This window comes from Amycolatopsis sp. NPDC114504 (assembly GCF_055633595.1).
In genome coordinates, this window is the sequence record NZ_JBVKDU010000002.1 from 1,195,375 (window position 1) to 1,216,790 (window position 21,416).

General features: G+C 69.6%; 20 protein-coding genes. 2 read left to right on the forward strand and 18 right to left on the reverse strand.

Features of this window, described 5'->3' with window-relative positions; all coding sequences use genetic code 11:
• The first annotated feature begins 1 nt into the window (after position 1).
• Positions 2–1,390 (forward strand): alpha/beta fold hydrolase, encoded by a 1,389-nt coding sequence (locus ACZ7PG_RS17630; protein ID WP_470240091.1) that lies wholly within the window; start codon positions 2–4, stop codon positions 1,388–1,390.
• On the opposite strand, the gene lipB is transcribed toward ACZ7PG_RS17630, so the two are convergent.
• From lipB to ACZ7PG_RS17715, 17 genes are all read right to left on the reverse strand, one after another.
• The gene (lipB, locus tag ACZ7PG_RS17635) at positions 1,374–2,009 is read right to left on the reverse strand and encodes a lipoyl(octanoyl) transferase LipB (protein WP_470240092.1); all 636 of its coding nucleotides are present in this window, start codon (positions 2,007–2,009) and stop codon (positions 1,374–1,376) included. The genes ACZ7PG_RS17630 and lipB overlap by 17 nt on opposite strands.
• A gap of 181 nt (positions 2,010–2,190) precedes the next feature.
• A complete protein-coding gene (locus tag ACZ7PG_RS17640; protein ID WP_470240093.1) occupies positions 2,191–4,686 on the reverse strand; it encodes a tetratricopeptide repeat protein in 2,496 nt (831 codons plus the stop codon).
• A gap of 47 nt (positions 4,687–4,733) precedes the next feature.
• Positions 4,734–5,192 (reverse strand): hypothetical protein, encoded by a 459-nt coding sequence (locus ACZ7PG_RS17645; protein ID WP_470240094.1) that lies wholly within the window; start codon positions 5,190–5,192, stop codon positions 4,734–4,736.
• 367 nt (positions 5,193–5,559) lie between these two features.
• Positions 5,560–6,021, reverse strand: a complete 462-nt coding sequence (locus ACZ7PG_RS17650; RefSeq protein WP_470240095.1) for a DUF4411 family protein — start codon at positions 6,019–6,021, stop codon at positions 5,560–5,562.
• Positions 6,018–7,145, reverse strand: coding sequence for a helix-turn-helix domain-containing protein (locus tag ACZ7PG_RS17655; RefSeq protein WP_470240096.1), 1,128 nt, complete (start codon positions 7,143–7,145; stop codon positions 6,018–6,020). The genes ACZ7PG_RS17650 and ACZ7PG_RS17655 overlap by 4 nt, the downstream gene beginning before the upstream one ends.
• Positions 7,146–7,202: 57 nt before the next feature.
• A complete protein-coding gene (locus ACZ7PG_RS17660) occupies positions 7,203–7,451 on the reverse strand; it encodes a hypothetical protein (RefSeq protein WP_470240097.1) in 249 nt (82 codons plus the stop codon).
• Between the two features lie 20 nt (positions 7,452–7,471).
• Positions 7,472–7,822, reverse strand: coding sequence for a hypothetical protein (locus tag ACZ7PG_RS17665; protein WP_470240098.1), 351 nt, complete (start codon positions 7,820–7,822; stop codon positions 7,472–7,474).
• Between the two features lie 130 nt (positions 7,823–7,952).
• The gene (locus ACZ7PG_RS17670) at positions 7,953–8,768 is read right to left on the reverse strand and encodes a hypothetical protein (protein WP_470240099.1); all 816 of its coding nucleotides are present in this window, start codon (positions 8,766–8,768) and stop codon (positions 7,953–7,955) included.
• Positions 8,769–10,317: 1,549 nt separating this feature from the next.
• Positions 10,318–10,896, reverse strand: coding sequence for a DUF1643 domain-containing protein (locus tag ACZ7PG_RS17675; RefSeq protein ID WP_470240785.1), 579 nt, complete (start codon positions 10,894–10,896; stop codon positions 10,318–10,320).
• Entirely contained in the window at positions 10,896–11,168 is a 273-nt protein-coding gene (locus ACZ7PG_RS17680; RefSeq protein WP_470240100.1) for a hypothetical protein, read from the reverse strand. Before ACZ7PG_RS17680 ends, ACZ7PG_RS17675 begins: the two co-directional genes overlap by 1 nt.
• Positions 11,165–11,521, reverse strand: a complete 357-nt coding sequence (locus ACZ7PG_RS17685; RefSeq protein ID WP_470240101.1) for a hypothetical protein — start codon at positions 11,519–11,521, stop codon at positions 11,165–11,167. The genes ACZ7PG_RS17680 and ACZ7PG_RS17685 overlap by 4 nt, the downstream gene beginning before the upstream one ends.
• Entirely contained in the window at positions 11,518–12,621 is a 1,104-nt protein-coding gene (locus ACZ7PG_RS17690) for a hypothetical protein (RefSeq protein ID WP_470240102.1), read from the reverse strand. The genes ACZ7PG_RS17685 and ACZ7PG_RS17690 overlap by 4 nt, the downstream gene beginning before the upstream one ends.
• 87 nt (positions 12,622–12,708) lie before the next feature.
• The gene (locus tag ACZ7PG_RS17695; protein WP_470240103.1) at positions 12,709–14,670 is read right to left on the reverse strand and encodes a DNA cytosine methyltransferase; all 1,962 of its coding nucleotides are present in this window, start codon (positions 14,668–14,670) and stop codon (positions 12,709–12,711) included.
• Positions 14,670–14,996 (reverse strand): hypothetical protein, encoded by a 327-nt coding sequence (locus ACZ7PG_RS17700; protein ID WP_470240104.1) that lies wholly within the window; start codon positions 14,994–14,996, stop codon positions 14,670–14,672. Before ACZ7PG_RS17700 ends, ACZ7PG_RS17695 begins: the two co-directional genes overlap by 1 nt.
• A gap of 19 nt (positions 14,997–15,015) precedes the next feature.
• On the reverse strand, positions 15,016–15,465 hold the full coding sequence (locus tag ACZ7PG_RS17705; RefSeq protein ID WP_470240105.1) for an SLOG family protein: 450 nt from the start codon (positions 15,463–15,465) through the stop codon (positions 15,016–15,018).
• Positions 15,462–15,680, reverse strand: a complete 219-nt coding sequence (locus ACZ7PG_RS17710; protein ID WP_470240106.1) for a hypothetical protein — start codon at positions 15,678–15,680, stop codon at positions 15,462–15,464. Before ACZ7PG_RS17710 ends, ACZ7PG_RS17705 begins: the two co-directional genes overlap by 4 nt.
• A gap of 73 nt (positions 15,681–15,753) precedes the next feature.
• Positions 15,754–15,996, reverse strand: coding sequence for a hypothetical protein (locus ACZ7PG_RS17715; protein ID WP_470240107.1), 243 nt, complete (start codon positions 15,994–15,996; stop codon positions 15,754–15,756).
• A gap of 384 nt (positions 15,997–16,380) precedes the next feature.
• Between ACZ7PG_RS17715 and ACZ7PG_RS17720 the strand changes: the two genes are divergently transcribed.
• Positions 16,381–16,797 (forward strand): hypothetical protein, encoded by a 417-nt coding sequence (locus ACZ7PG_RS17720; RefSeq protein WP_470240108.1) that lies wholly within the window; start codon positions 16,381–16,383, stop codon positions 16,795–16,797.
• A 5-nt stretch (positions 16,798–16,802) separates the two neighbouring features.
• Here ACZ7PG_RS17720 and mobF read toward each other — a convergent pair whose 3' ends face one another.
• Positions 16,803–21,245, reverse strand: a complete 4,443-nt coding sequence (gene mobF, locus ACZ7PG_RS17725) for a MobF family relaxase (RefSeq protein ID WP_470240109.1) — start codon at positions 21,243–21,245, stop codon at positions 16,803–16,805.
• Positions 21,246–21,416: the final 171 nt, after the last annotated feature.

Genomic DNA, 21,416 nt, shown 5'->3' on the forward strand with positions numbered 1-21,416 from the left:
CATGCGTTCGAAACTGCTGACCGCCGGGCTGGTCCTGGCGCTGACTGCCGCACTCGGGGGTGTGGCCGCGGCCGACGCGCGTCCTGGGGGACGACCGAAGCTGACGGACCCGCATCCGTGCCCGGGACAGCCGGGCTTCACCTGCTCGACGCTGACCGTGCCGTTCGACCACACCGGCCGCCATCCGGGCACGCTCGCCCTGCCAGTCGCGACCGCGGACAACGTGACCGCGCCGAAGGGCGTGCTGCTGTTCCTGACCGGCGGGCCCGGGCAGGGCGGCGTCGGCACCATCACGCGGATCGCCACGCAACGGCTGCCGGAGGTGGCCAAGGACTACCGGTTCGTCATGCTCGACCAGCGCGGAACCGGCGCCGGCGCGCTGAACTGCCCGGGACTGCAGGCGCAGATGGGCAGCTCGGACATCGCGACGCCGACCCGCGACGCGGTCACCGAGTGCGCGCGCATCCTCGGCGACACGGCCCCGCTGTACTCGACCGACCAGACCGTCGAGGACTTCGACCAGCTCCGGCAGGCGCTGGGCGTGCCGAAGATGGTGGTCGACGGCGTTTCGTACGGCTCGTTCACGGCGGCGCGGTACGCGATCGCGCACCCGGGCAACGTCGGCAAGGTCGTGCTGGACTCGGTGCTGCCGCACCACGCGACGGCGTCGGCATCCCTCTACCTGACCGGACTGACCGCCGAGGCCCGCGTGCTGCGCGCGGCGTGCGCGGTGGCCCCGGCCTGCGGCTACGACCCGGCGGACGACCTCGCGGCGGTGGTGCGCCAGCGCGGCACGGCCGACGGCGTGAAGATCTTCGACCTGATCGTCACGTACGAGTTCGTCGACCCGACGTACCGCAACACATCCGCGGGCGACGTCATCGGGGCACTGCACGCGGCTCGCGCGGGGTCGCCGGCGCAGCTCGACCAGCTGCTGGAGGCGTACAAGTCGGGCGGCGACGCCCCAGCGTCGTTCAGCTCGGGCCTGCACGCGGCGACGCTGTGCGCGGACCAGCGCTTCCCGTGGGGAACGTCGTCGACGCCGGTCGGTTTGCGGCAGCCGTTGCTGTCGTTGACCGCGCGCGCACTGCCGGCTTCCGCGACTTGGCCGTACACGACGGAAGTGGCTACGCAGCAAGGCTTCATCCAGGGCTGCCTGCCGTGGCCGGTGGAGCGCGTCGGCTCGAACCCGGCGTCGCGGCTGCCGAACGTCCCGGTGCTGCTGCTGAACGGCGACCGCGACCTGTCGACGCCGTTGGAGTGGGCGAAGGAGGAAGCGGCACAGGCGCCGAGGGGCAAGCTGGTGATCGTGCCGGGCGAGTCGCACTCGATCCAGAACCGCGAGCGCGGGCACGCGGGCCGCGACGCGGTGATCAGCTTCCTGAAGTAAGGCTTTCGAAGACGGCGTCGCGCACTTCGGCGTCGGTCGGTGTCCCTCGTCCCTGCTCGGCGGCGAGCTCGGCGAGGGACACCATGGTGACGTCGGCGAGGCCGCAGACGGTGAAGTGGCGGAAGGCGGCCATGTCCGGGTCGACGTTGAGCGCGAAGCCGTGGCTCGTGACGCCGCCGCGGATCCGCATCCCGATCGAGGCGACCTTGCGGTGGTCGGGCGCCCAGACGCCGGCGAGGCTCGAGTGCCCCGTCGGCGTTTCCCTTCTGACGGCGGGAAAGCCGAGCCTCGTCAGCGCGTCGACGAGCCCGGTTTCGAGCCACCGCACGATGTCGACGGGCCCGCGCGCCTTGACGTCGACGACCAGGTAGCCGACGAGCTGCCCAGGCCCGTGATAGGTGGCGAACCCACCGCGATCGACTTGGACGGCGGGAAGGTCGACCGGCAGGTCTTCGGGCTTGGTGCGCGCCCCGTAGGTGACGATCGGCGGGTGACTGAGGAGGAAGAGCCGATCCTCGGCGAGGCCCTGCTGCCGTTCTTCGACCCAGGTCCGCATGTCGGCGAGGGCTTGGTGGTAGTCGACCTCACCGAGGTCGACGCGTTTCATCGGCCATGCCACCAGGCCAGGCTACGCCGGGATTTCGGGGTGGAGCTGAGGGGAATCGAACCCCTGACCCCCGCCTTGCAAAAGCGCACGTTTGCGCCAACAGGAAAGGCTAACGCTGGTCGGTCTGGCTCAAGCTGTGTCATGGCTGGCTTGACTGCATCCTCGCGACGGGTGTTCGCAGTCATCGTGATAGTCATTGATCAACTTCCGCCTCGACGTCTTGGAGTAATCGTCGGATCTGATCAGCTGATCCATCGTCGCCTGTGTCGTCGAATGCCGCGATGGCCAAGTTCCAGGCCAGCTTCGCCTCGTCGAACCGCCTCACCTCCCCCAACACAGGGCCGAGGTTGCTCCACGCCACGCCTTCGCCGCGGCGGTCACCGATTTCCTGGCAGATCGCCAGGTCATGCTCGTGCGCGGCGACGGCCTCCTCGAACCGCCGCACCTCCCCCAACACAATCCCGAGGTTGTTCCACGCCACGCCTTCGCTGCGGCGGTCACCGGTCTCCTGGAAGATGTCCCGGGCCTGCTCGTGCGCGGCGACGGCCTCCTCGAACCGCCGCACCTCCCCCAACACAGCCCCGAGCTTGTTCCACGCCTCGCCTTCGCCGTGGCGATCACCGGTCTCCTGGAAGATGTCCCGGGCCTGCTCAAGCGCAGCGACGGCCTCCTCGAACCGCCGCACCTCCCCCAACACAGGGCCGAGGTTGCTCCACGCCATGCCTTCGCCGTGGCGATCACCGATTTCCTGGCAGATCGCCAGGTCATGCTCGTGCGCGGCGACGGCCTCCTCGAACCGCCGCAGCCCCTGCAACACAATCCCGAGGTTGTTCCACGCCATGCCTTCGCTGCGGCGGTTACCGGTCTCCTGGCAGATCGCCAGGCCCTGTTCATGCGCGGCGACGGCCTCCTCGAACCGCCGCAGCCCCTGCAACGCAATCCCGAGGTTGTCCCACGCCGACCCCTCGCCGTGGCGATTACCGATTTCCTGGCAGATGTCCCGGGCCTGTTCATCAGCGGCGACGGCCTCCTCAAACCGCCGCATCTCCCCCAACACAACCCCGAGGTTGTTCCACGCCGAGCCCTCGCCGCGGCGGTCACCGGTCTCCTGGAAGATGTCCCGGGCCTGCTCAAGCGCAATGACGGCCTCCTCGAACCGCCGCACCTCCCGCAACGCGAGCCCGAGGGAAGTCAGTGCGTGGGCCGTAGTGGAGGGTTGGTCGAGGACGGCTGCCGAGGCGACAGAGTGTTCGGCAACGGTGATCCAATCGCTGAGGTGTCGCCGCCAACTTAAGTAGGTGCCCATGAAGGCAGCGAGGTCGCATGCATGTTGGTGCCGACTGGTGTGACGAGAGTGAGCGACCGCGGCGATGAGATTGACTCGTTCCGCATCGAGCCAGGCCAGCGCCGCATCTCGGTCGGCGAACCGCTCCGGCACCGGTTGGCCGGGCAGCGCCCGTAGATGATCGTCTGCAGCGTCGGCCATTGCGGCGTAATGGGACTGCAGTCGAACGGTCGCGACACCGGCGGCGTCGGGTGTGAGATGCTGGCGGGCATAGTCGGCGATCAGGTCGTGCAGCTGCCATCGGCCAGCGGACGTGTGCTGGATGAGCGACGCGGCCCGCAGGGCTCTAAGCAGAACGACAGCCACAGCCGGAGTGCTGTCGGCGAGTGCGGCGGCGGTGTCGGTGGCCAGGTCCGGCCCCGGGTTGACCGTGAGCAGAGGCAGCAGTCGGGCTGCGTCCGGCGCCCGGGCAACAAGCCGCTGGTAGGAGAAGTCAATGACGGCGGCAACGCCAGGTCCGCCGTAGGCGAGGCCCGGCAGTCTGGTGTCGGTGCCGGCGAACTGCTCTGCCAGGCCCACGATCGTGAGCGCTGGCTCGTCGGTGAGGATCGCGGCGGCGATCTCGACCGCCAAAGGCAGCAACCCGCACGACCCCACCAGCTGCCGCACCGCGTTCGGTTTACCGGCAGGGCGCGGATCCTGCGGATTGGTTGCCTGCAGGGTCCGGGTCAGCAAGTCCGCTCCGTCGTCCTCGGTGAGAACGTCGAGGGACATCCGCCGGACTCCTGGCAGATCGAGGACGTCACGGGTGGTGATCAACGCTCGGTGGGCGTGGTGACGGGGCAGCAGGTCTTGTACCTGCGTGGCCTCGACGGCGTTGTCCAGTATCACCAGTACACGCCGGCCTTGTTCCGCTAGGTGGCCGAGGAGCAGGTGGTAAACGCTGGCTTGCTCGTCGACGGTGCCCGGGATTTGCTCTGCTGGCAGCCCCAAGGTCCGCAGCATCGAGGTGTACACCTGGCCGGGTTGCACGGGCGCGGAATCGGGGTCGTACCCCCGTAGATTCACCGACACCACGCCGCCGGCAAACCAGCCTCGTTCGACGGCTAGCAGCGCTGCGTGCGTGGCCAGCGCAGTCTTGCCGATCCCGCCCATCCCCTGCACCGCCGAGACCACGACCGCGCCGACGCCATCGTGGTCGCCGGGAGCGAGTAGCTTCAGCAGCTGCTCCACCTCGCCGACACGACCCACGAACAACCCGGGCGCGCGGCCTCGGCGGAGGACCTCAACCACAGCGGCCGGGGCAGACTCAACGATTTTGTTGATGATGGTGAGGTGTTCGACCGCGCCGATCCCGGTCCCGGCTGGCCCGCCATACCCACGTGCGATAACGGAATTGAGCATGGTCCCAGGACTGGGAGCGGACGGTAGATCCGCCGGGACGGGTCGCTCTAGGCCCGGCCCGGCTGATGAGGGTCCGGGGCCTGCACCTTTGTCACGTTCCCCACAGCACCGAACGCATCGCCCGAACCGGTCGACGTTGCCGTGCCCGTAATGACCGTGCCGCCCTGCGTCGCCATCGCCGTGCCATGCAGCTGAGCCTCAGCCAGCGCTGCTTTCAGCGCCGCACCGAACCGGTCATCGTCCTGCTCCGCGGCCCTGACCGCCAGATCGACGCGACTCCTTGTCAGGTCCGATATCTCACCGGTCTCGGCGACCTCGGCCTCCAGCTTCCGCACCGCCGAATCATCACCCAGCTTGCCCAGCACCAAGCTCAGGATCTTCGCCCGTATCGTCGCTGCGCCGACGTCGACAACCTCGTCAGCCACGCCGTCCAGTGTCTTGCCAGCCCGGCGCGCCTTACCCGCGGCCCAAGCGATCAAAGCCCCGATCACGACCTCGACACCCACCACCACAAGCTCCCCTCACAAAACTCTGCTGCGCTACCACCAGAACAGTCGCCCGTCAGTACTGAAATGCAACACATTGGAGGCGAACGAACGCGAATAGGAGGCCGCAAGGCTCAACCCGAACGTCGAAACATCTGATCCGTAGTTCTAGCGCTGACCTGCGGATAGACGGCGACCTGGGCACCACTGGGCACGAGTGGCAACGAGTTGGGCATGATCGGCACCAACGAGCAGCAGTTCGTGGACCGGATTGTGGACCAAGATCGCCTTCGCTGCGGTCGTCTGCCAGCGTCTCGGCTAGTTAGTTGCTGAGCCGCTCACCGCGCGGTAGGAGCAAGCGGGTGGAGGTCAGCGGGTGATCGTCGACCTAGAAGGACCAGCCCTGGCGGCGGACGTAGTCAAAGAACTTGAGGACCTCGACGCGGTGCTCGTCGGCCACGTTCGGGATCTTGAGGTTCTTGTCGAGGGTGCCGGACCCTTTGCGGTTCTCCTCGGTCACCACTGTCGAGCTCTCGGCCTTCGCGTGGGCGATCACGAACGGGTCCGCCTCGTTGATCTGGCCCTGAACCCAGCCGGGATGGACGGTCGCGATTTCTGCCACGGTCCCCAGCTCCCCGTCGGTCGTCGAGCAGACGAAGCCAGGAAGCTCCTTGGCCCACTTAAACAACTCGTCGCCGATCCGGTGCACTTCTCGGTGGACGGCCTCGCAGATGCAGCTCTCGCCCCGTTTTACAGAGTCCTCGATGCTCTCCCAGATGCCTGGGAAGATATCCCGCGGATACTTCTGCACCAGTCCGATGAGGATGTTGCTGTCGAGGGTGTAGGTCACTCCGCACCACCCGTCCGGTAGTACTCGTTCAGGAGCTGCTCGACCATCGGCAGGCGCGCGTTCAGGAGATAGGTGGCGTCCATCATGTCCACGCGGCGATCCTCGAGCGCCCGGGCAACGGCCCCGATGTAGGAGCTGCCGAGATCGCGGTAGCGGAGCCTCCAAGGAGGGACGAAGCCGTCGGACGCTTTCCGCGCCTCACGGACCCGGTCCCACTCCGCGTCGCTGCGCTCCCGTACCTCGGCGAGGTCCTCGTCGTCGATGACATCCAGGGTCCGCAGGCGCACTGCCGCGGCTAGGGGACTGACCTTGAAGATGGAGGCCAGGTAGCTGGAACGCTCGTACGGGTCATTGATCGGTGGCAGGCTGCTCCGCACGGAGGACTCGGGCATGAGAAAGTTCGCTGCGAACCCGTTTGCCAGCGCCTCCTCGTTGACGCTCTCCCTGAGGACGCACAGCCCGCTGGTGCGGTTCGCGAGGTGCGCGAGCTCGTGGAACAGGGTGAATGTGCGCCCGGAGGCGCTGTCGCTGCCATTGATCAGCACGATTGGAAGTGCGTCGTGGTGGATGGACAAGCCTCGGAACGTTTCAAGCGCGATCTTCGTCGTCTGGAACACGAGGACACCGCGGGCCTCGACCAGACCGCGCCAGAAGTTGAACACCTGGTTGGGCTGAGACTCGGTCGGTACGAAGCGGTCCAAGAGTCCGAACTGACGGCGCAGGTCGGTGGCACGCTCCTTCAAGTCCTTCCAGGTGAGAGGACGGAGAACGAGCCGCTCGACGCCGCCGTTCTCAAGGTCCAGCATCGCGTCCCTATGCTGCTCAGCGCGGCGCATCTCGCGAGCGAGATCCGCGGGGAGCTCGTCGTGGGCGCGACCGCGGAAGTCGGCAGTCTCCGGCACGTCCGGACTCGCGGGCGCAGGCGCGAAGAAGAAGCCCAGTGGACGGTCGAGCTTGGTCGCGATGAGGGTGAGCTGACGGAAGGTCGGGCTGGTCGCGCCCGACTCGAACTCCGCGACGCGCTCCGGCTTGACACCGACGGCCTTGGCAAGGTCCTCAAGCGTCACCCTGCCGAGCTCTCTGGCCCACTGCAGCGTGCCGCCGTCGATCGGTGCACGTGCCACGCAGCCCTCCATCCGGCCCTCGTCGCGCTTCAGCGCGTCCCCGTCTGTCCGGTGAACTCAGTCTAGGGAATGCAACTGCTCCTGCATCTGTACCTTGACAAAATTCAGGCCGACGGCCGCTGCACGTTCACCCACAGAAGGGCGGTCGCGAAGCGTGCTCGCGGTGAGCACGCGGGCTTCCTCGAACTCGCCAGGTCGGCGTTCGTAGATCACGGTCATGTCGGGCAGGACGTGCCAGCGGTCGGCGGCGTGGGGCTGGTCGGCGACGACGTAGGTGGTCGCCCCGGTGAGGTCGGGTTTGTCCATGGGGGTGTTCACGGTCGGCGCTATCGGGTCGACTTGGGCTCGAGCTTCATCTCCTGCAGCAGCCGTAGCGCCTCTTTTCGGCCAGGGACGTGCTCGGCACTGCCGGTGAAGGCGCGGATGAGCCCGGCGAGTGCCCTGCCGGCGGTTCGGTGGCCGACCAGCTCGAACCAGCGGGCCATGTCGGCCGCGTGGATTCCGTGGAAGGTGACCAGCGGCGGCCCGTCGAGGTCGCGGATCACGATCTCGTCGCCGGTGTCGTCGAGCCGCCAGAACGGCACCCTGGAGCCGACGGCGTGCACCTCGTCGGCGTGCGTCCTCATCCGCTTGGCTTCGTCGCCGCGTTGCAGCTCGCGCTCGTACTTCGTGACCATGGCCTGCTCCTTGTACGGGGGCGTCGGGCAGGTACTTCCCCTACCTGCCCGACGCTTAGCCGAAGGTAGAACACATGTTCGATGATCGCAAGTTGTCGCTGCTCACGGTCCACTTGAGCATGAAGCAAGCTCAGCCCGGCAGCGTTCGCGCCGCCGTGAAGGCACGGGCGTTGACGTGGGCCATCAGTTCTCGCATCGCGTCGATTCCCTCACCGAGTGCGGCCGGAAGCGTGTCGAAGGGGTAGCCGTTCCGGTCCAGCCTGGCGATCAACTGCCCCAGCGCCAGGAACAGCTTGATGGGCTCGTTCTCGTCCTCGGCCGCGAAGGTGCGCAACGCTCGCAGATGCGGGGCCAGTCGTCCCATGAGCTTGTCGCGCTGGTTGGCTCGTTCGTCCACGGGCAGCCGGTCCCATGTGGCGCCGGCGTTCTTCGGCACGGGGCCGGTCGCGCTGGCGTACAGCTCCTCTTCGATCGCGCTCGGCAGCAGCTTGGCCAGTTGCCGGGCAATGGGATACCTGGCTTCCACGAGTTCGAGGAACTCGTTTTGCCGACGCCGCTGAATGCGAGCAGGGCCGACATCCCGCCCAGGAGCCGAGGTGCCATGGGCCGTCCTCAAGCGCAGGAAGCGTTGCTCGGCGGCCTGCCGGCTGCGCAACGACAGGTGCTGCGCGATCTCCGCCCAGCTCATCTTCCGTTCCCGAGCCTCGCCGATGAGGCGCAATTCGATCTGCTCGAGGTGATACTGGGCCAGTGGGAGCAGCTGCAGGGCATCGGCCAGTTCGTCCGGGCCTGTCTCGGCAGCCGATAGGCCTCGGGCATTGCCGATCTGGTGTAGGAGCTGAGTCAGCTTGCCGGGCCGCATCACGAAGCGGCGCACGCCCACACGGCGCGCGAGGTTGCCAGCCTGCGAAGCGAACTCTTGCAGGTCAGCTTCGGTGTATCTCATGATCAACCCATCCAAAACGTCAACGATCCATTGACAGTGTATGTCAATATCGCGTTGACTAGAACTCGGGAACCCGCAGGCACTATCGAGTGACACCCGTATGGACCGCCGAACTCAAATGGGTCACTGTCAGTCCATGTACCAGCGAGAAACTCTGTAGAGCACAAGACCACTTATGACGATTAATACGTTGAGTGCTGTAACCCGCACTCTCCGCTTGCGTCACGCTTGTGTAACTGTGTCGCACGTCACCGCCCGCGCGTTAGACCAGTATCGCATCATTGCGACACCAACCAGCAGCACCTACAAACACGGTCTTGATCGATGTTTCGTCGGGAGGTTGGCGGTCTGGGCTACGATTACTGCGAAGTAGTCAGTCCAGACATGAGAAAATCCGCCGGGACGCACCGGCCAGTGCGCCACGACGGACTCCCTATTCAGTTGTTGTCGCCACTTAGCGACGCCGGCGCCGGGTCCGAATCCTCCAGCCGACAGCTAAGCCAAGCAACAGCCGCGAGGCCCTGGCGATCCACGTCAGGGCCTCATTGTTTGAGGCCTCGGCGCAGAGTTCCGCAGCCGTAGCGGCTCCCTGCGCAACGCGAAGGATCGTCAAGCACCGATCGCGACTCTCGCTCTCCGGCACTTCGCCCTGAGGCGAGTCGACCGGAGAGCTGGGCGGGTCACTCATTGGAACGAACCTCTTCCTGGCGTGACTCGGGAAGGTTCACGCCGCGGCAATGAAGCTGTCCCTGGCTCAGGAAGGGTTCGGAATCGCCCCCTAGGGTGATCCGCTGAACAGGGAGCTTACAGGCAGGTGACGACACAGCGCGCACAGCGCCACGCGACATGGCGCCACATGTCCCCCACGATCGGGACGGGATTTCCCGGGCGCTGGACGAGTCCCCCGACGCCCCGCGTGACGCATCAATCACATTTGCCACGCCTTGACCTGCAAAAACGGTGAGACACGGGTCATAGATGCTTGCGTTCAGCGGGTTGAATCCTGCAAAGCGACCGATCAGTAATACAAATTCAGACTAACGCTACGTAGCGTAGGTTCCGTTTTTCGGAGCGACCCGTCACCGGTCAGTGTGATGCAGATCTCTCGCGTTCATACGCATATGCACGTGCGTCCGCAATTGCAGGAGAACGTCTCTTGTCCGCTCAAAGTTCCCTGAATCGCACAGGTGATCGATGAACGGCAGCTCTCGCGCGGCGAGCGGACAAACCTCGCCAACACCCCGCGTTCAGTCACTCGTTGGTCGACAAAGCTCGGCGACGGGGAGACGGAGCCCCGTCCGGCGCGGCGGTCGCCTGAGGCGACGACTTGAGCTTCTCGCAACACCTTCTCAAAGGCGAGAGTATTGCGAAATAAAAAACGCGCTACGACTCCTTGCTCGAAGGTGTCCTTGCGGCCCCGCCAGTTCGTCGCCCTCCACGAACGGCGGCGGGCTTCCGTCCCCCGCAGCTGCGGGGGAACTCCAGCTCGGCCAGCGCGGTTTCGTCAGCAGATGGGCTGGCACCTGTCAGCAGCCCTTGTACGTCTCGGTCATCGTCGCTCCGCCGTCGAGTCGACCTGATCGTAGCCGGTCAGCGTGGCCGTCGCGGGCAGGTACAGGGGGTGCCGCGGCTGCCCGCCCTTGGTCAGCCCCAGGCAGGCCAGGCCCGGTCCGTACTGCCGGGTGGCGGCACGCGCGAGCACCTGCGCCGCGGCTGGCGCGCGGCGGCGGGCCGCGGGGTGCGCGCCCCACGCGGCGACGCACCGGTCGGCCTGCCGGGCGGTCGCGGTGAGGAACGCATCGGTGTCCGGCCCGACCGGGTCCGGGTGGGCCTCGAGGACGGCCGGGTCGGTGGCGCGCAGCGCGAACAGATTCACCACCGCCACTCCCCCGAACCCCCAGCCACGGGAGAAACGCACCACGCGGCGCATCGTCGGGTCGTCGGCGGTCGCGTCGGCGGTCGAGGGGTTCAGCATCACGAACATCACCAACGGGCCCGGCGACCACACGCGGGTCAGCAGGTACCTGTAGGTACCGGTCGTGTCCAGCACCGCGAACGCGCTCTCGAACAGGTTCCCGGACTCCTCCACCACGTGTTTGGCAGTCAGGGCGGGCGGCAGCCTCAGCATCACCGGATCTCCTTCCGGCCCGCCGGCGGCAGCCGGCGCGGCTGGTCAGTCCGCTCGGCCTCGGCCCGCACCGGCGTCCCGGGCGCGGACGCGGTGACGGTCAGGTACACCCGCCCCTCGGCCGGGGCGTTCGCGGCGGCCGGCGGCAGGTACTTCGTACCGCGCCGCCGGTTGGGGTAGAAGTCGCTCGCGTCCTCGACCGTGAGCACGGTCGCCAGCTGCGCGGCGACGGTGGCGATCTCGGCTTCGGTGCCTTCCAGGCGGATCCTCACAGGACGTACTCCTCACAAGTCGTTCGGACGTTGCTGGTGGTGTGGTGGCGGTCGCGGGCCCGGGCGCGTTCGAGCTGGCGCTGCAGGCTGGCCGGCTTCACGCCGAGCCGACGGGCGACCTGGTCGTGATCGAAACCTCGGTCGCGCAGGATCTGGTAGTCGATGACGGTGTCGTCGAGGGAGCGGGTGGTGCGCTGGTAGTCGGCGAGGTCGCCGTAGCGGTCGACGTGGCTGCGGCACCCGCCGCACAGGCCGCGGGAGTTGTGCCGGACCGCGCCGGGCGGCACCGGCTGCCCGTTCTGCGGCACCATCGGCCGGCCGCACCGCCGGCACAACCCGGCCGACGTGCTCACCGCTCGTCCCTGACCCGGGAGGCCAGGAACGCGGCCGGGTCGTTGGCGTCGGCCACGAACGCCCGGTCGCTCGGGCGGACGCTGTCCAGCACCTCGCGCGGGGTCTCGCCGGTGCGCTGGCAGCGGTGCAGCACCTTGTACTTGACCGCGCCGTAGGCCTCGGAACTGGCGATCTCGTACAGCTCGTTCGGGAACATCGCGCCGAGCGCGTCGGCGAACTGCTGCTCCAGCGTGTCGGACACCTCGCCCATGTCCTCGGTCAGCGGCTCCTCCGCCTCGACCACGTCGTCGGCGGCCGGCCCGACGGCGTCCTCCGGCTGCGCGAGGGCGGGAATCGGCGTTGCCGCCCGCGCGCCGCTCGCCGCGTCCTCATTCGACGCCGGTTCCGGCTCGCCGGCGGCGTTGTCGTCCTTGCCGTCGAGCTCCTCGGCTAGGTCCGCGAGCGCGGCGAAGCGCAGCCGCTGCAGGTAGGTGTCGACGGTTTCCAGCGCGAACATCAGGTCGACGGCTTCGCCGGCGCGCAGGCTGCCCAGGTGGCGGCTGGTGAACGTGTCGGCGATCGCCTCCAGCAGCGCCGCCGCCACCTGGGCAGCGTCGGTGCGGCTCAGCCGGACCGGGTGCGCACCGTCGCGGGTGGGCTTGTAGTTGGTGTCGATCTCGACCAGCTGCCGTACCTCGCCGAAGTCGGCGTGCGCGAGGTCGCCGTCGGCGATCTCGCCGGTGAACGTCGAGTCGTAGCCTTCGACGCTCTCGACCCGCACGCTGTTGGGCCACTGCTCCAGGTCATCGGGATCCGGGGTCCAGCCCTCGAAGCTCGTCACGAACGCCCGTCGCGGCTGCTGGTCGACGGGCTGTTCGTCCGCCACGGTCGCCGGCACCTGCTGCCCGGCTGAGTCCGGTGCCGCGCTCGGTGAGCTCAGCAGCGCCGGCAGGCACTGGCAGCCGTCGCGTTCCTCGTGGTGGAAACCGGTGCAGCGATCGTCGGGGCAGCCACAGGCGTCGCCATGCCACTCATCGGTGCCAAAGTGCTGCTGCGCCCACTGGGCGGGGCTGATCCCGAAGCTGCGCAGCTGGTCGCGGGCGGTGTCGTTGAGGTCCATGGAATGTGTCCTTGTGGTCGCTGGCAGAGCGAAAGAGGGGGCGGTCGTCCCGGGCGGGGCCGGGTCGACCGCCCCCGGGAAAGCGGGTCACGCGATGGCTTCCGGGGTGTCGAGGACAGCGCGCAGCCGGGTGCCGATCCACGTGCCGACCGAGGGCGACACGGCGTTGCCGAAGCCGTCGACCTGGTCGCGGGCCGAGCCCCACACCACGAACTCGCCCTGGTGGTCGGCGAAGTCGACGTCGAACCCGCAGCCCCGGCCGATCTCGTGCGCGGCGAGCATCCGGAAGTAGCAGTCCTCGAGCGCGACCTCGGCGAGCGCGGCCCGCCACTCGGCGGCCAGGACCGCGGTGGTGTCGCGGGCGGTGAGCGTGCCGAGCGGGTCGGTCAGCGGGTGCGGCGCGGTCTCGCCGGCGCTGCTGCCGTTCTGCTTGTACCAGCCGGAGAACAACACCGACTGGCTCGCCGCCGTGGCCACGACCGTGCCGAGCGGGTCGCTGACCGGGTGCGCCCGGTAGCCGGCTTCCTCGATCGAGCCGTTGTTCTTGATCGTCGCGGCGGCGGTGAGCAACCCAGGAATCTGGTCAGACGTGACGGTCGGCATCGCCTCGGCGTGCACCGTCGGGATCGTGTTGCGCCGGAACGGCACCACCCCAGCCGACAGCACGCCGAGGGTCTCCGAACCGCCCTGGGTCGGCAGCGGCTCGCCCGCGCTGCGCGGCGCGCCCTGGTAGTTGGCGACCGCGAGCATCACCGCCTTCTCATGGGTGGAGGTCACGGTGTCCATCGGGCGTGCGATGTGCTGGCCGTCGCCGTTGTGCCGGTGCGCCGCGAGGACCGCGCCCGTGGCGACCGCGGCCGGCGGGGTGACCAGGCCGGTGCCGTTGGTCCCGGTCTGCGCCCACAGCGGCTGGTCCAGGCCACGGGAGCGGCAGGTCGAGCCGGGCCGCTCGAAGGTGTTGCCCGCGGCGGCCATCAGCGCGCCGGTGGAGAGGATCGCGGTTTCCTGCTGGCTGGTCTGGGTCGCCATCGGCTGCCACGGGTGCTTCTCCGTACCGTGCACGGCCTTGGCCGGCATCAGCACCGCGGGGAACTCCGCGAAGCGCTGGCGGCAGCGTTCGGCGCGGGCCATCGTCGCCGCCGCGAGCGGCTTCGGCCGGTCACCGATGCGGGTGCCCAGGTTGGTCAGGTCGAGCGCGGCCAGCGACGGGGTCATCGGCGGGATCACCGGGCCGCGGCAGGACGGGCAGGTGTAGTGGTACTGCTTGCCGTAGCGGACCGACCCCGTCGGCGGCACCCCGGTCTTCCACGTCCACACGCCCGCCACGACGCGAGAGCACCGGTCGCACCACGCTTCGGGCCGGTGTTCGAGGTCCGGGTCCGGCAGCGTGGCGTCCCAGAACGCCCAGTAGCCCCGGTCGCGTGACTGCGGCACGCCGAAAAACATCGAGTTGAGGTAGAGGACCTTGTGCTTGTAGTTCAGGTCGCGGAACTGCTTGAGCCACCACCGGTAGGTCGATCCGTCGCCGACCTTCGGCCGGCCGGGCAGCGCCGGACCCCACGAGGAGAGTTCGGTGGTGCATTCGGCGAGGATCAGCCGCGGTCGGTGGGTCTGGGCGTAGTGCAGCACGCAGTTGGCCGTCGCGCGGTCGCGCTCGGAGCGGGTGACGCGGGCGTCGAAGTCGGGGTCGTTGAGGTCGAACAGCGACAGGCCCTGCTCGTAGGCTTTCTGGGTGTTGGCCTGGGAGTGGTTGACGCAGGACACCCCGGCGACCAGCAGGTCGGCGGCGGGCAGGTCCCGGGCGGAGTGGTAGTCGGAGGATTCCGGGTCGACCAGGTCGGCGATCCAGTGTTCGGCGTCGGGGTGGTTGGCCTCGTGGACCTCGACCTTGTAGGCGTTGTGGTTGGCGGCCATGATCGTGGTGAACCCGGCCTTCTGGATCCCCTGGGTCAGGCCACCGAAGCCGGAGAACAGGTCGACCGCGACCAGGTCGTCGTGGCGGAACCGGCGTCGGCGGGTCGCCGGGCGGTGCGTGGCGGTGCGGCTCATCACACGACCGCCTTCCCGTTGCCGCGGGCGGCGGCCCCCAGGGCGATACCGACGGCGACGCCGTGGACGTACCCCGAGGCACGCTCGCCGTCGGTGGACACGCGCAGCCCGAGGAACCGGACCCATGCCGCGAACGCGGCCTGCAGGTCCTCACCCCGGCCTGCCTCGACCTCCCCGTAGAGGGCGGAGCCGGCCACGGCCCACACGGTCCAGTTGATTGGCGGGAGCCCGGCGGCGTTCGCCGCCGTCAGCAGCTCGGCCAGCACGCGGGCGCGATCAAGCTGCCGTTCCCGTTCGTAGCTGCGGGTATCGAAACGCTCGGTCATCGTTGTGAGTCCTTTGTGGTCAGAGGGTGAGGCCGTCGTCGTCGGCGTGGTAGCGGTGCACGATGGTGGGGATTCCGGCGCGCTGGGCGGCGGTCGCGCAGTGGGTGGCGCCGCGCGAGCGGTCCCGGATGAACGCCAGGCAGACGTCGGCGCCGGCGGCGACCATCGCGGCGTTGCGGGTCATCCCCGCGGCCGGGCAGAACGAGGCGCCACGCTGGCCGTGGCGGCGGTGCCCGGGCGGGCAGCTGGTGGCGCACGGTCCGCGCCAGTCGGCCTCCCACCGCTCCACCTCGCCGTCCCAGTGGCTCCAGCACTGCTCGGCCAGCAGATCGGCACCGCGCCCACACGCGCCGGACACCAGCACCGCACCTGGGAACTGCTGCCACACGGCGGCGAGAGCGTCCCGGATCGCGGCGGCATCGGTGAACGTGCGAGAGCCCGTGATGAGGACTCGCGGCGGGCGGGTCACGCGCCGGTCCCGTCGGGCTCACACGCGAACAGCTGCTCTTGGCCCTCGACCACGCCCCAGCCGGCGAGTTTCGTCTCGGCCCCCGCGGTCCCGGCCGGTCGCCGGCCTCGCCCACGGGCCGCATCGGTCTGCGCCTTCGCGCGCTGAAACTGCTCGATCGTCATCCCGCACGCCTCGGCGGCGATCTCCTCGCGGGTCTTCTTCGGCTGGACCATCCTGTGCGCCTCCTGTCTGGTGTGGACGGCGGAAGGTCCAGGCGGGACCAGATGGGCCCCGCCCGGAAGCGGCTCAGTAGCCGGAGTTCGGCTCCGCCGTGAGCGCGATCAGCGCGGCGGCCAGGTCGGCGCGGGGGGCGGCCAGGACCATCTCGAACGCGGTGTTCTCGTCGTCGGTACCGAGGCAGATGGAGCCGGCCTGGTCGGCCAGCTCTTCGCGGAGCTCCAGCACGTTCTCGATCGCGGAGAACTGCGGGTTCTCGTACTCCTCGCGAGCCCAGTCGGTCGTGAGCTTGATCGCGGCGGTCAGGTCCATGGCGGTCGCCTTTCCAGTTGCCGGGTGCGGAACGCGTTGCGCTGCTTGCTGGTCCGGTTTTCTTCGCTGCCCGTAGGGCGGGCGACGGCTTCACCCCGTCGCCCTTATAGGCGCCATGCGCGGCCCCGGAGGCTCGCGATCAAGGGAAAAGGCAGAAAGTTTTTGGAGCCACGCGCTTTTTGTGGATTCAAAAAGTTTCTGACCCCTTTATCGTGAGGTGGGGCCGTGCTAAGCCGGGCTGCGAAGCGGCAAAGGCGCAGTCCGCGCTTGCGCGGACTTTCTTCCGCCCGCAGAGGGCGGTCCTCAGTAGCAGTGACCTGACCTGGGCGGGTTGGCCCGTTCGGGCTGCAGCTTTTGTCGGTCCCCCGTGTCACCATCGAGGGCATGGAGCTGACCGGACGCGACTTCGACCGCATTCCCCGCGGGAATGTGCGTGTCCCGGTGGTCGAGTTCGCTCGCGTGTGGCTCGCCGCCGAGCAGGCACTCGACGCCGAGCCGACGAACTGGGAGTACTTCGGCGTGGCGCAAACCTGCCGCTGGCTCGCCTGCGCCACCGTGCGCCGCGCCAACCAAGCGCCCCGGCTCGCCGACGCGCCAGTCACCCGCCGGTTCGGCCTCGCCCACGAGGAAACGATCGACGCCGAGACCCTCGCCGCGGAAACCTTGCTGTGGCAGCGGCCGGTGCCGTATCACCTGACCAAGCGGCCCGGCTGGCTGCCGGCGGTGGTGGCCACCCTGGAGTGGGCGTGGCGCCGCAGCGGCAACCCGCCGCTGGACGTCCTCGCCCATCTCCAGGGCTGACCTGCTCATCGCGCGGACACGGCGCCGTCGTCGTCGGCCATCTCGTCCGCCGCGGCGGCGTCGTTGGTGTTGCGCCGGTACATCTCTGTGGCCTGCGCTTCCTCGTCGACGTGGCGTTCCTCGGCCGCCTGCCGCGCGGCGATTTCCCGCAGCGCCCGCTGTGCCTGCTCAATCACGCCGGCTGACTGCTCCGCCGAGAGCACACGCACCTCGTCGGACTCGGCGACCGGGACTTCGACCGCGGCGACGTCCCGCACGTCGGCCACGTCGGTCTCCGCCGCGTCGACCAATTCCGCCGCGGCGGTGTCGGCCGCGCGTTCGGCGACGGTGTCGGCGAGGTCGTGCTCGGCGGTGACCTCGCGGTGGTCGTCCTCGGCGGCCATGTGCTCGTGGTGGGCGGCCAGCCACTCATCCGCCGTCACCAGCGGCGCCGGTGCGGTGTCGAGGTTGCGGGCCGAGATCTCCGCGCCGGCACGGTCGGCGGCGGCGCGGGTCTCGGCGGTGTGGGCGTACCACAACGCCCTCGCCTCGTCCGCGGCTTCCAGCTCCGCCGCCCGTCGCGCGAGCACGCTGGCGAGCGCGTCGGCGTCAGCGGCTTCCTGCAGCAGCCGCGCGCGTTCCGCGTCGTCGGTGGCGGCGTCGGCCTCGGCGCGGCGCATCGCCGCGTCTCGCTGGCGGGTCGCCTGGGCCTGGTGGGTGCCGGCGAGTTCGTTGGCGACGAACTGCGGGCCCCACGCCTTCTCCCGCTCCCACGCGCGCATCCGCACCAGCAGTTGCCCGTCGGACATTTCCAGCTCGTCGCGGCCGGACTCGGGGCGCCCGAGTGCGCGCCACGCCGAGCGCCACGACGCGTAGGCCTCGACCTGCCCGGACTTGGGTGCCGGGCCGAGCGCGGCCGCCGGGTCCTCGTGCCCGGTCAGCTCGCGGTGCGCCGCGACCGCGCCGGCTTTCGCTGCCCAGGCGTCTCGTGCGTCGGCGGCCGCCGGCACGGGACCGAAAGATTCGAGCGCCCACTGCGGCGGCTGCTCGGCGAGGGTTTCGCCGAGCAGCTGGCGGCGCTGGTCGGCGGTGGTGGCCAGCGACCGCAGGTAGGTCGACCACTGCGGGTCGGCGACCTGCGGAACCCAGTCGGTGTAGGAGTCGCCGACCGGGTCCAGCGTCACCGCACCGGTGATCCGGTGGTGGATCACGTTGGTCAGCTGCCGCGCCCCGGACAAGCTCCGGGCGGTGACCGCGTCGTCGAGCACCTCACGCGGGTCGTGCCCGGCCAGCTCCGCCCGGCGCAGCAGCCGCGCCAGGGTCGGGCCGCCGTCCTCGGCGGCGATCCGGGCCCGCTGGTTCTCCGTCAGCTTCCCCTCCTCCACCAGCTCGTCCAGCCACCGCGCCGTCCGGCCGGCCGTCGCGAGCTCGGCCGCGTCGGCCAGCAGTTCCGCCGGGGTGCGGATCGCGTCGGTCTCGGCGGCGGACTCGGTCGCCTCCTGCAGCGCCGAGCGCTGCGGGCCCGTTCCCTCGAACGTCCCGGCCAGCACCGCGGCCGGGCTCCGGTGCACCGCCTGAAGTGCCGCGCCCTCGGGTGCGTCGGCCGGGACCGCGACGGTGGTCACGTGGGCGGTGTTGCCGTGCCGGCCGCGGGTCAGCCCGACGTAGAGGGCTTCCTGCCCGGTCGCCTCGGTCACCACAGCGTGGCTGGTGTCCACAGTCAAGCCCTGCGCGGAGTGCACGGTCGAGGCGTAGCCGAGCGCCACGTGCTCGTCCACATAGGAACCGGGCAGCGTGATCCGCTCCCCCAGCACCTCGCCGATCCCGTCCTCGCGGCCCAGCACGCGCGCGACGATCAGGCCGCCGTCCTCTCGGGTGTCGAGGACGCGGTACTGCTTGCGGTTGATCGGCACCTCGCGGTTTCCTTCGAACCCGGCGAGGTCCCAGCCGTTGCGGCGGGCCTGCACCAGGTCGCCGGTCCCGGCCCAGGTGCCCTGCTTGCCCAATGGCACCCCGGTCTCGGCGACCTTGCCGAGCCGGATGAGGTCGTTGCGCAGCTCGGCGCACAGGTGCGCGGCCTGCTCGTTGGTGTCCACGATCAGGATCGAGTGCCGGCCATCGAGGGTGTCGGCCAGCCACGCCTTCCCGGCGGCGGCCTCGGCCTGCTCGCGGGTTCCGGCGTCGAGGATCCGGCCGTGCTTGTGGTAGTCGCCGAGCACGGACTCGTCGCCCTCGCGCAGCCGCAGCGACGCGGTGCGTTCCCAGTCGGCGGCGAAGCGGCGGACCTCGGTCAGTTCGTAGGCGGCGCCGGCGTCGGCGACCAGTTCCATGCCGCCGCCCGCGCCGACCGCGGCGAGCTGGCGGTGGTCGCCGGTCAGCAGCAGCTTCGCCCCGGCCTGCTCGACGTGGTGGTGGATTTGCGCGAGGTCGGCGGTGTTGGCCATCGCCGACTCGTCCACCACCACCAGGTCGCCCGGGTTCAGCCGCCACGCTTCGTGCTCCGGGTGGGTGGAGCCCTCGGCGAGCTTGGCCTGCGCGGTCAGCCACCGGGCGATGTTGCGCGCGGTGAGCCCCTCGCCGGCGAGCACGTCGGTGGCGACCTGGCTGGAGGCCAGCCCCACCACCCGGCGGTCCTGCCCGTCCCACAGGGCGGAGTCCTGCCACGCCTTGGCCAGCGCGCCGACCACAAAGGACTTGCCGGTGCCCGCCGGGCCGACCAGCGACTCGACCGCCGCGCCCGAGGACAGGACGCCGCGCACCGCGGCGGCCTGGTCCGCACCGAGCACCACGCCGGTGTCGGCCAAGGTGGTGACGAACCCGTCGATCGCGGCGACGTCCAGCGCCGGCGCTCCGCCGCGGGCGGTCGCCGCGGCCAGCGCCCGCTCGGTGTGGACGTGCTCCGGGGTCGCGTACAGCTTGCGGCCCGGGGCCTCGTAGGCGGACTGGCCGTTGGCCAGCTTCAACGCGTCCGGCAGCACCGCCACCCCCGGCCGCTCGGTGGCCAGCGGGGTCGCCAGCTTCACGCCCTCGGCGGTCAGGGTGTCCAGCAGCCGGGCGACCTGGGGCCCGTCGAGGTCGCCGAGCTGATCCGGCAGCGCGTCGGAGATCGCGCGGGTCAGATCCGGGGCCGTCCAGCCGGCTTTCGTGGACTGGACGTCCGCGAGCGCGGTCTTCAGCACCTCGCCCGGCGACCACGTGGCCGCCTCGCGCGGGCCGTGGTCGAGGTCGAGCACGCCGCGGGCGACGCCGGCGAGCCCGTCGGCTACCTCTGCGCGCAGCTCGCGGTCCCAGCGCTCGAGCCGCGCCTCGACGGTTTCGCCGTCGTGGGACTTGGCCTTGCGGGTGGCGAAGGTGGCTTGCCGCTGCAGGCGGTCCAGCTCCAGCGAGTTCGGCTCCCGGCCGAACTTCGCCTCGAACTGCGCGACCAGCGCCGTGGTCTTCTTCGTGATCGCGCGCCGGCGGGAGCTGAACAGGTCCATCACCGGCTGGTCGATGCCGACGACCTCGCGGGACTTGCCGTCCGGGCGGGCGGCGAACCGCACGCCGAGCGCGCGGGCGAGGTGCTCTTCGGTGGTGCGCTCCCCCACCGCGGCGGCGGCGCCGCGGTGGGCGTAGAGGGCGCGGCCGTCGATGGTGCGCCACTGCTCGTCGGTGCCTTCGACGCGGTTGAGGATCGCGTTGTGGATGTGCAGCTGCGGGTCGTGGTTGCGGGAGTCGTGCTGGAAGAACGACGCGACCACGAGGTCGTGGGCGTCGATGAACCGGCCGGCGGCGCCGCCGTGGTGCCCGACCCGGCTGTAGCCGGCGTGCTCGGACAGGTAGTCCAACGCGGCGCGGTTTCCGGCCCAGATCGCGTCCTCGACCGCGTCGCGGTGCGCCCGCCACGACCCCGCGGTCGCGCGGGCGTCGTCGCGCTGCCGGGCGAACTCGGCTAGCTCGGCCGGACCCGCGCCCGCCGCAGCGGCCGCGGTGAGCGCGTCCGACAATCGTTCAGCCGTCCGTTCAGCGTTCACTTGCTGCGCTTCGAACGCGGTGTGCAGGACCGTCACGGACTTCTGGACGCTGAACGTGGCGTCCAAAAAGGCCACGTTCTGCCGCGCGGACTTGTTCGCCGCCAACCGGAGTTCCTCGCGGCGTTCAGCCGTCGCGCCCGGTTCGGCGTCCAACGCTGCGGCGTACAGCTCGTCCGCCGTTGGATACTTCCGCCCGGTGTGCCCGAGAGTGGACGCCTCGGCCCAGCGGGCCGGGTCACTGAACGCGTCGTCGCGCGGGTCGAGGAACTGCTCGTAGACCGCGCGCATGTCCTGCTCGTCGACGAGCCCGGTTAGACCGAGTTTCTCGGCGCCGCCGCCGTACCAGCGGCCCGGCGGCTCCCCCGCGGCGACCGCGTCGGTGTAGTAGTTCTCCCGTCCCTTCGCGACCTCCTCGGTCAGGTAGGAGACCGAGTAACCGTTCGACAGCGTCAGCATTTCGACCCCCTTTCAAGATCAACACGACGGTTCTCAAGATCGACAACGGCGGTGGTTTTCCCGGGCGCCCGCCAGGGCGCTCCGGCCCGACAGATCGTGATGCATAGGTGTGCATCTCTTCTTGGATCTGGTGAGTAGTTGCTGGGTGAGTGGCTGATGGATGTCTGGGAC

Coding starts and splice junctions, on each gene's coding strand:
- ACZ7PG_RS17630 (WP_470240091.1), top strand. CDS start 2: ATGCGTTCGAAACTGCTGACCGCCGGGCTGGTCCTGGCGCTGACTGCC.
- ACZ7PG_RS17640 (WP_470240093.1), bottom strand. CDS start 4,686: ATGCTCAATTCCGTTATCGCACGTGGGTATGGCGGGCCAGCCGGGACC.
- ACZ7PG_RS17660 (WP_470240097.1), bottom strand. CDS start 7,451: ATGGACAAACCCGACCTCACCGGGGCGACCACCTACGTCGTCGCCGAC.
- ACZ7PG_RS17665 (WP_470240098.1), bottom strand. CDS start 7,822: ATGGTCACGAAGTACGAGCGCGAGCTGCAACGCGGCGACGAAGCCAAG.
- ACZ7PG_RS17670 (WP_470240099.1), bottom strand. CDS start 8,768: ATGAGATACACCGAAGCTGACCTGCAAGAGTTCGCTTCGCAGGCTGGC.
- ACZ7PG_RS17675 (WP_470240785.1), bottom strand. CDS start 10,896: ATGCTGAGGCTGCCGCCCGCCCTGACTGCCAAACACGTGGTGGAGGAG.
- ACZ7PG_RS17690 (WP_470240102.1), bottom strand. CDS start 12,621: ATGGACCTCAACGACACCGCCCGCGACCAGCTGCGCAGCTTCGGGATC.
- ACZ7PG_RS17695 (WP_470240103.1), bottom strand. CDS start 14,670: ATGAGCCGCACCGCCACGCACCGCCCGGCGACCCGCCGACGCCGGTTC.
- ACZ7PG_RS17700 (WP_470240104.1), bottom strand. CDS start 14,996: ATGACCGAGCGTTTCGATACCCGCAGCTACGAACGGGAACGGCAGCTT.
- ACZ7PG_RS17710 (WP_470240106.1), bottom strand. CDS start 15,680: ATGGTCCAGCCGAAGAAGACCCGCGAGGAGATCGCCGCCGAGGCGTGC.
- ACZ7PG_RS17715 (WP_470240107.1), bottom strand. CDS start 15,996: ATGGACCTGACCGCCGCGATCAAGCTCACGACCGACTGGGCTCGCGAG.
- ACZ7PG_RS17720 (WP_470240108.1), top strand. CDS start 16,381: ATGGAGCTGACCGGACGCGACTTCGACCGCATTCCCCGCGGGAATGTG.
- mobF (WP_470240109.1), bottom strand. CDS start 21,245: ATGCTGACGCTGTCGAACGGTTACTCGGTCTCCTACCTGACCGAGGAG.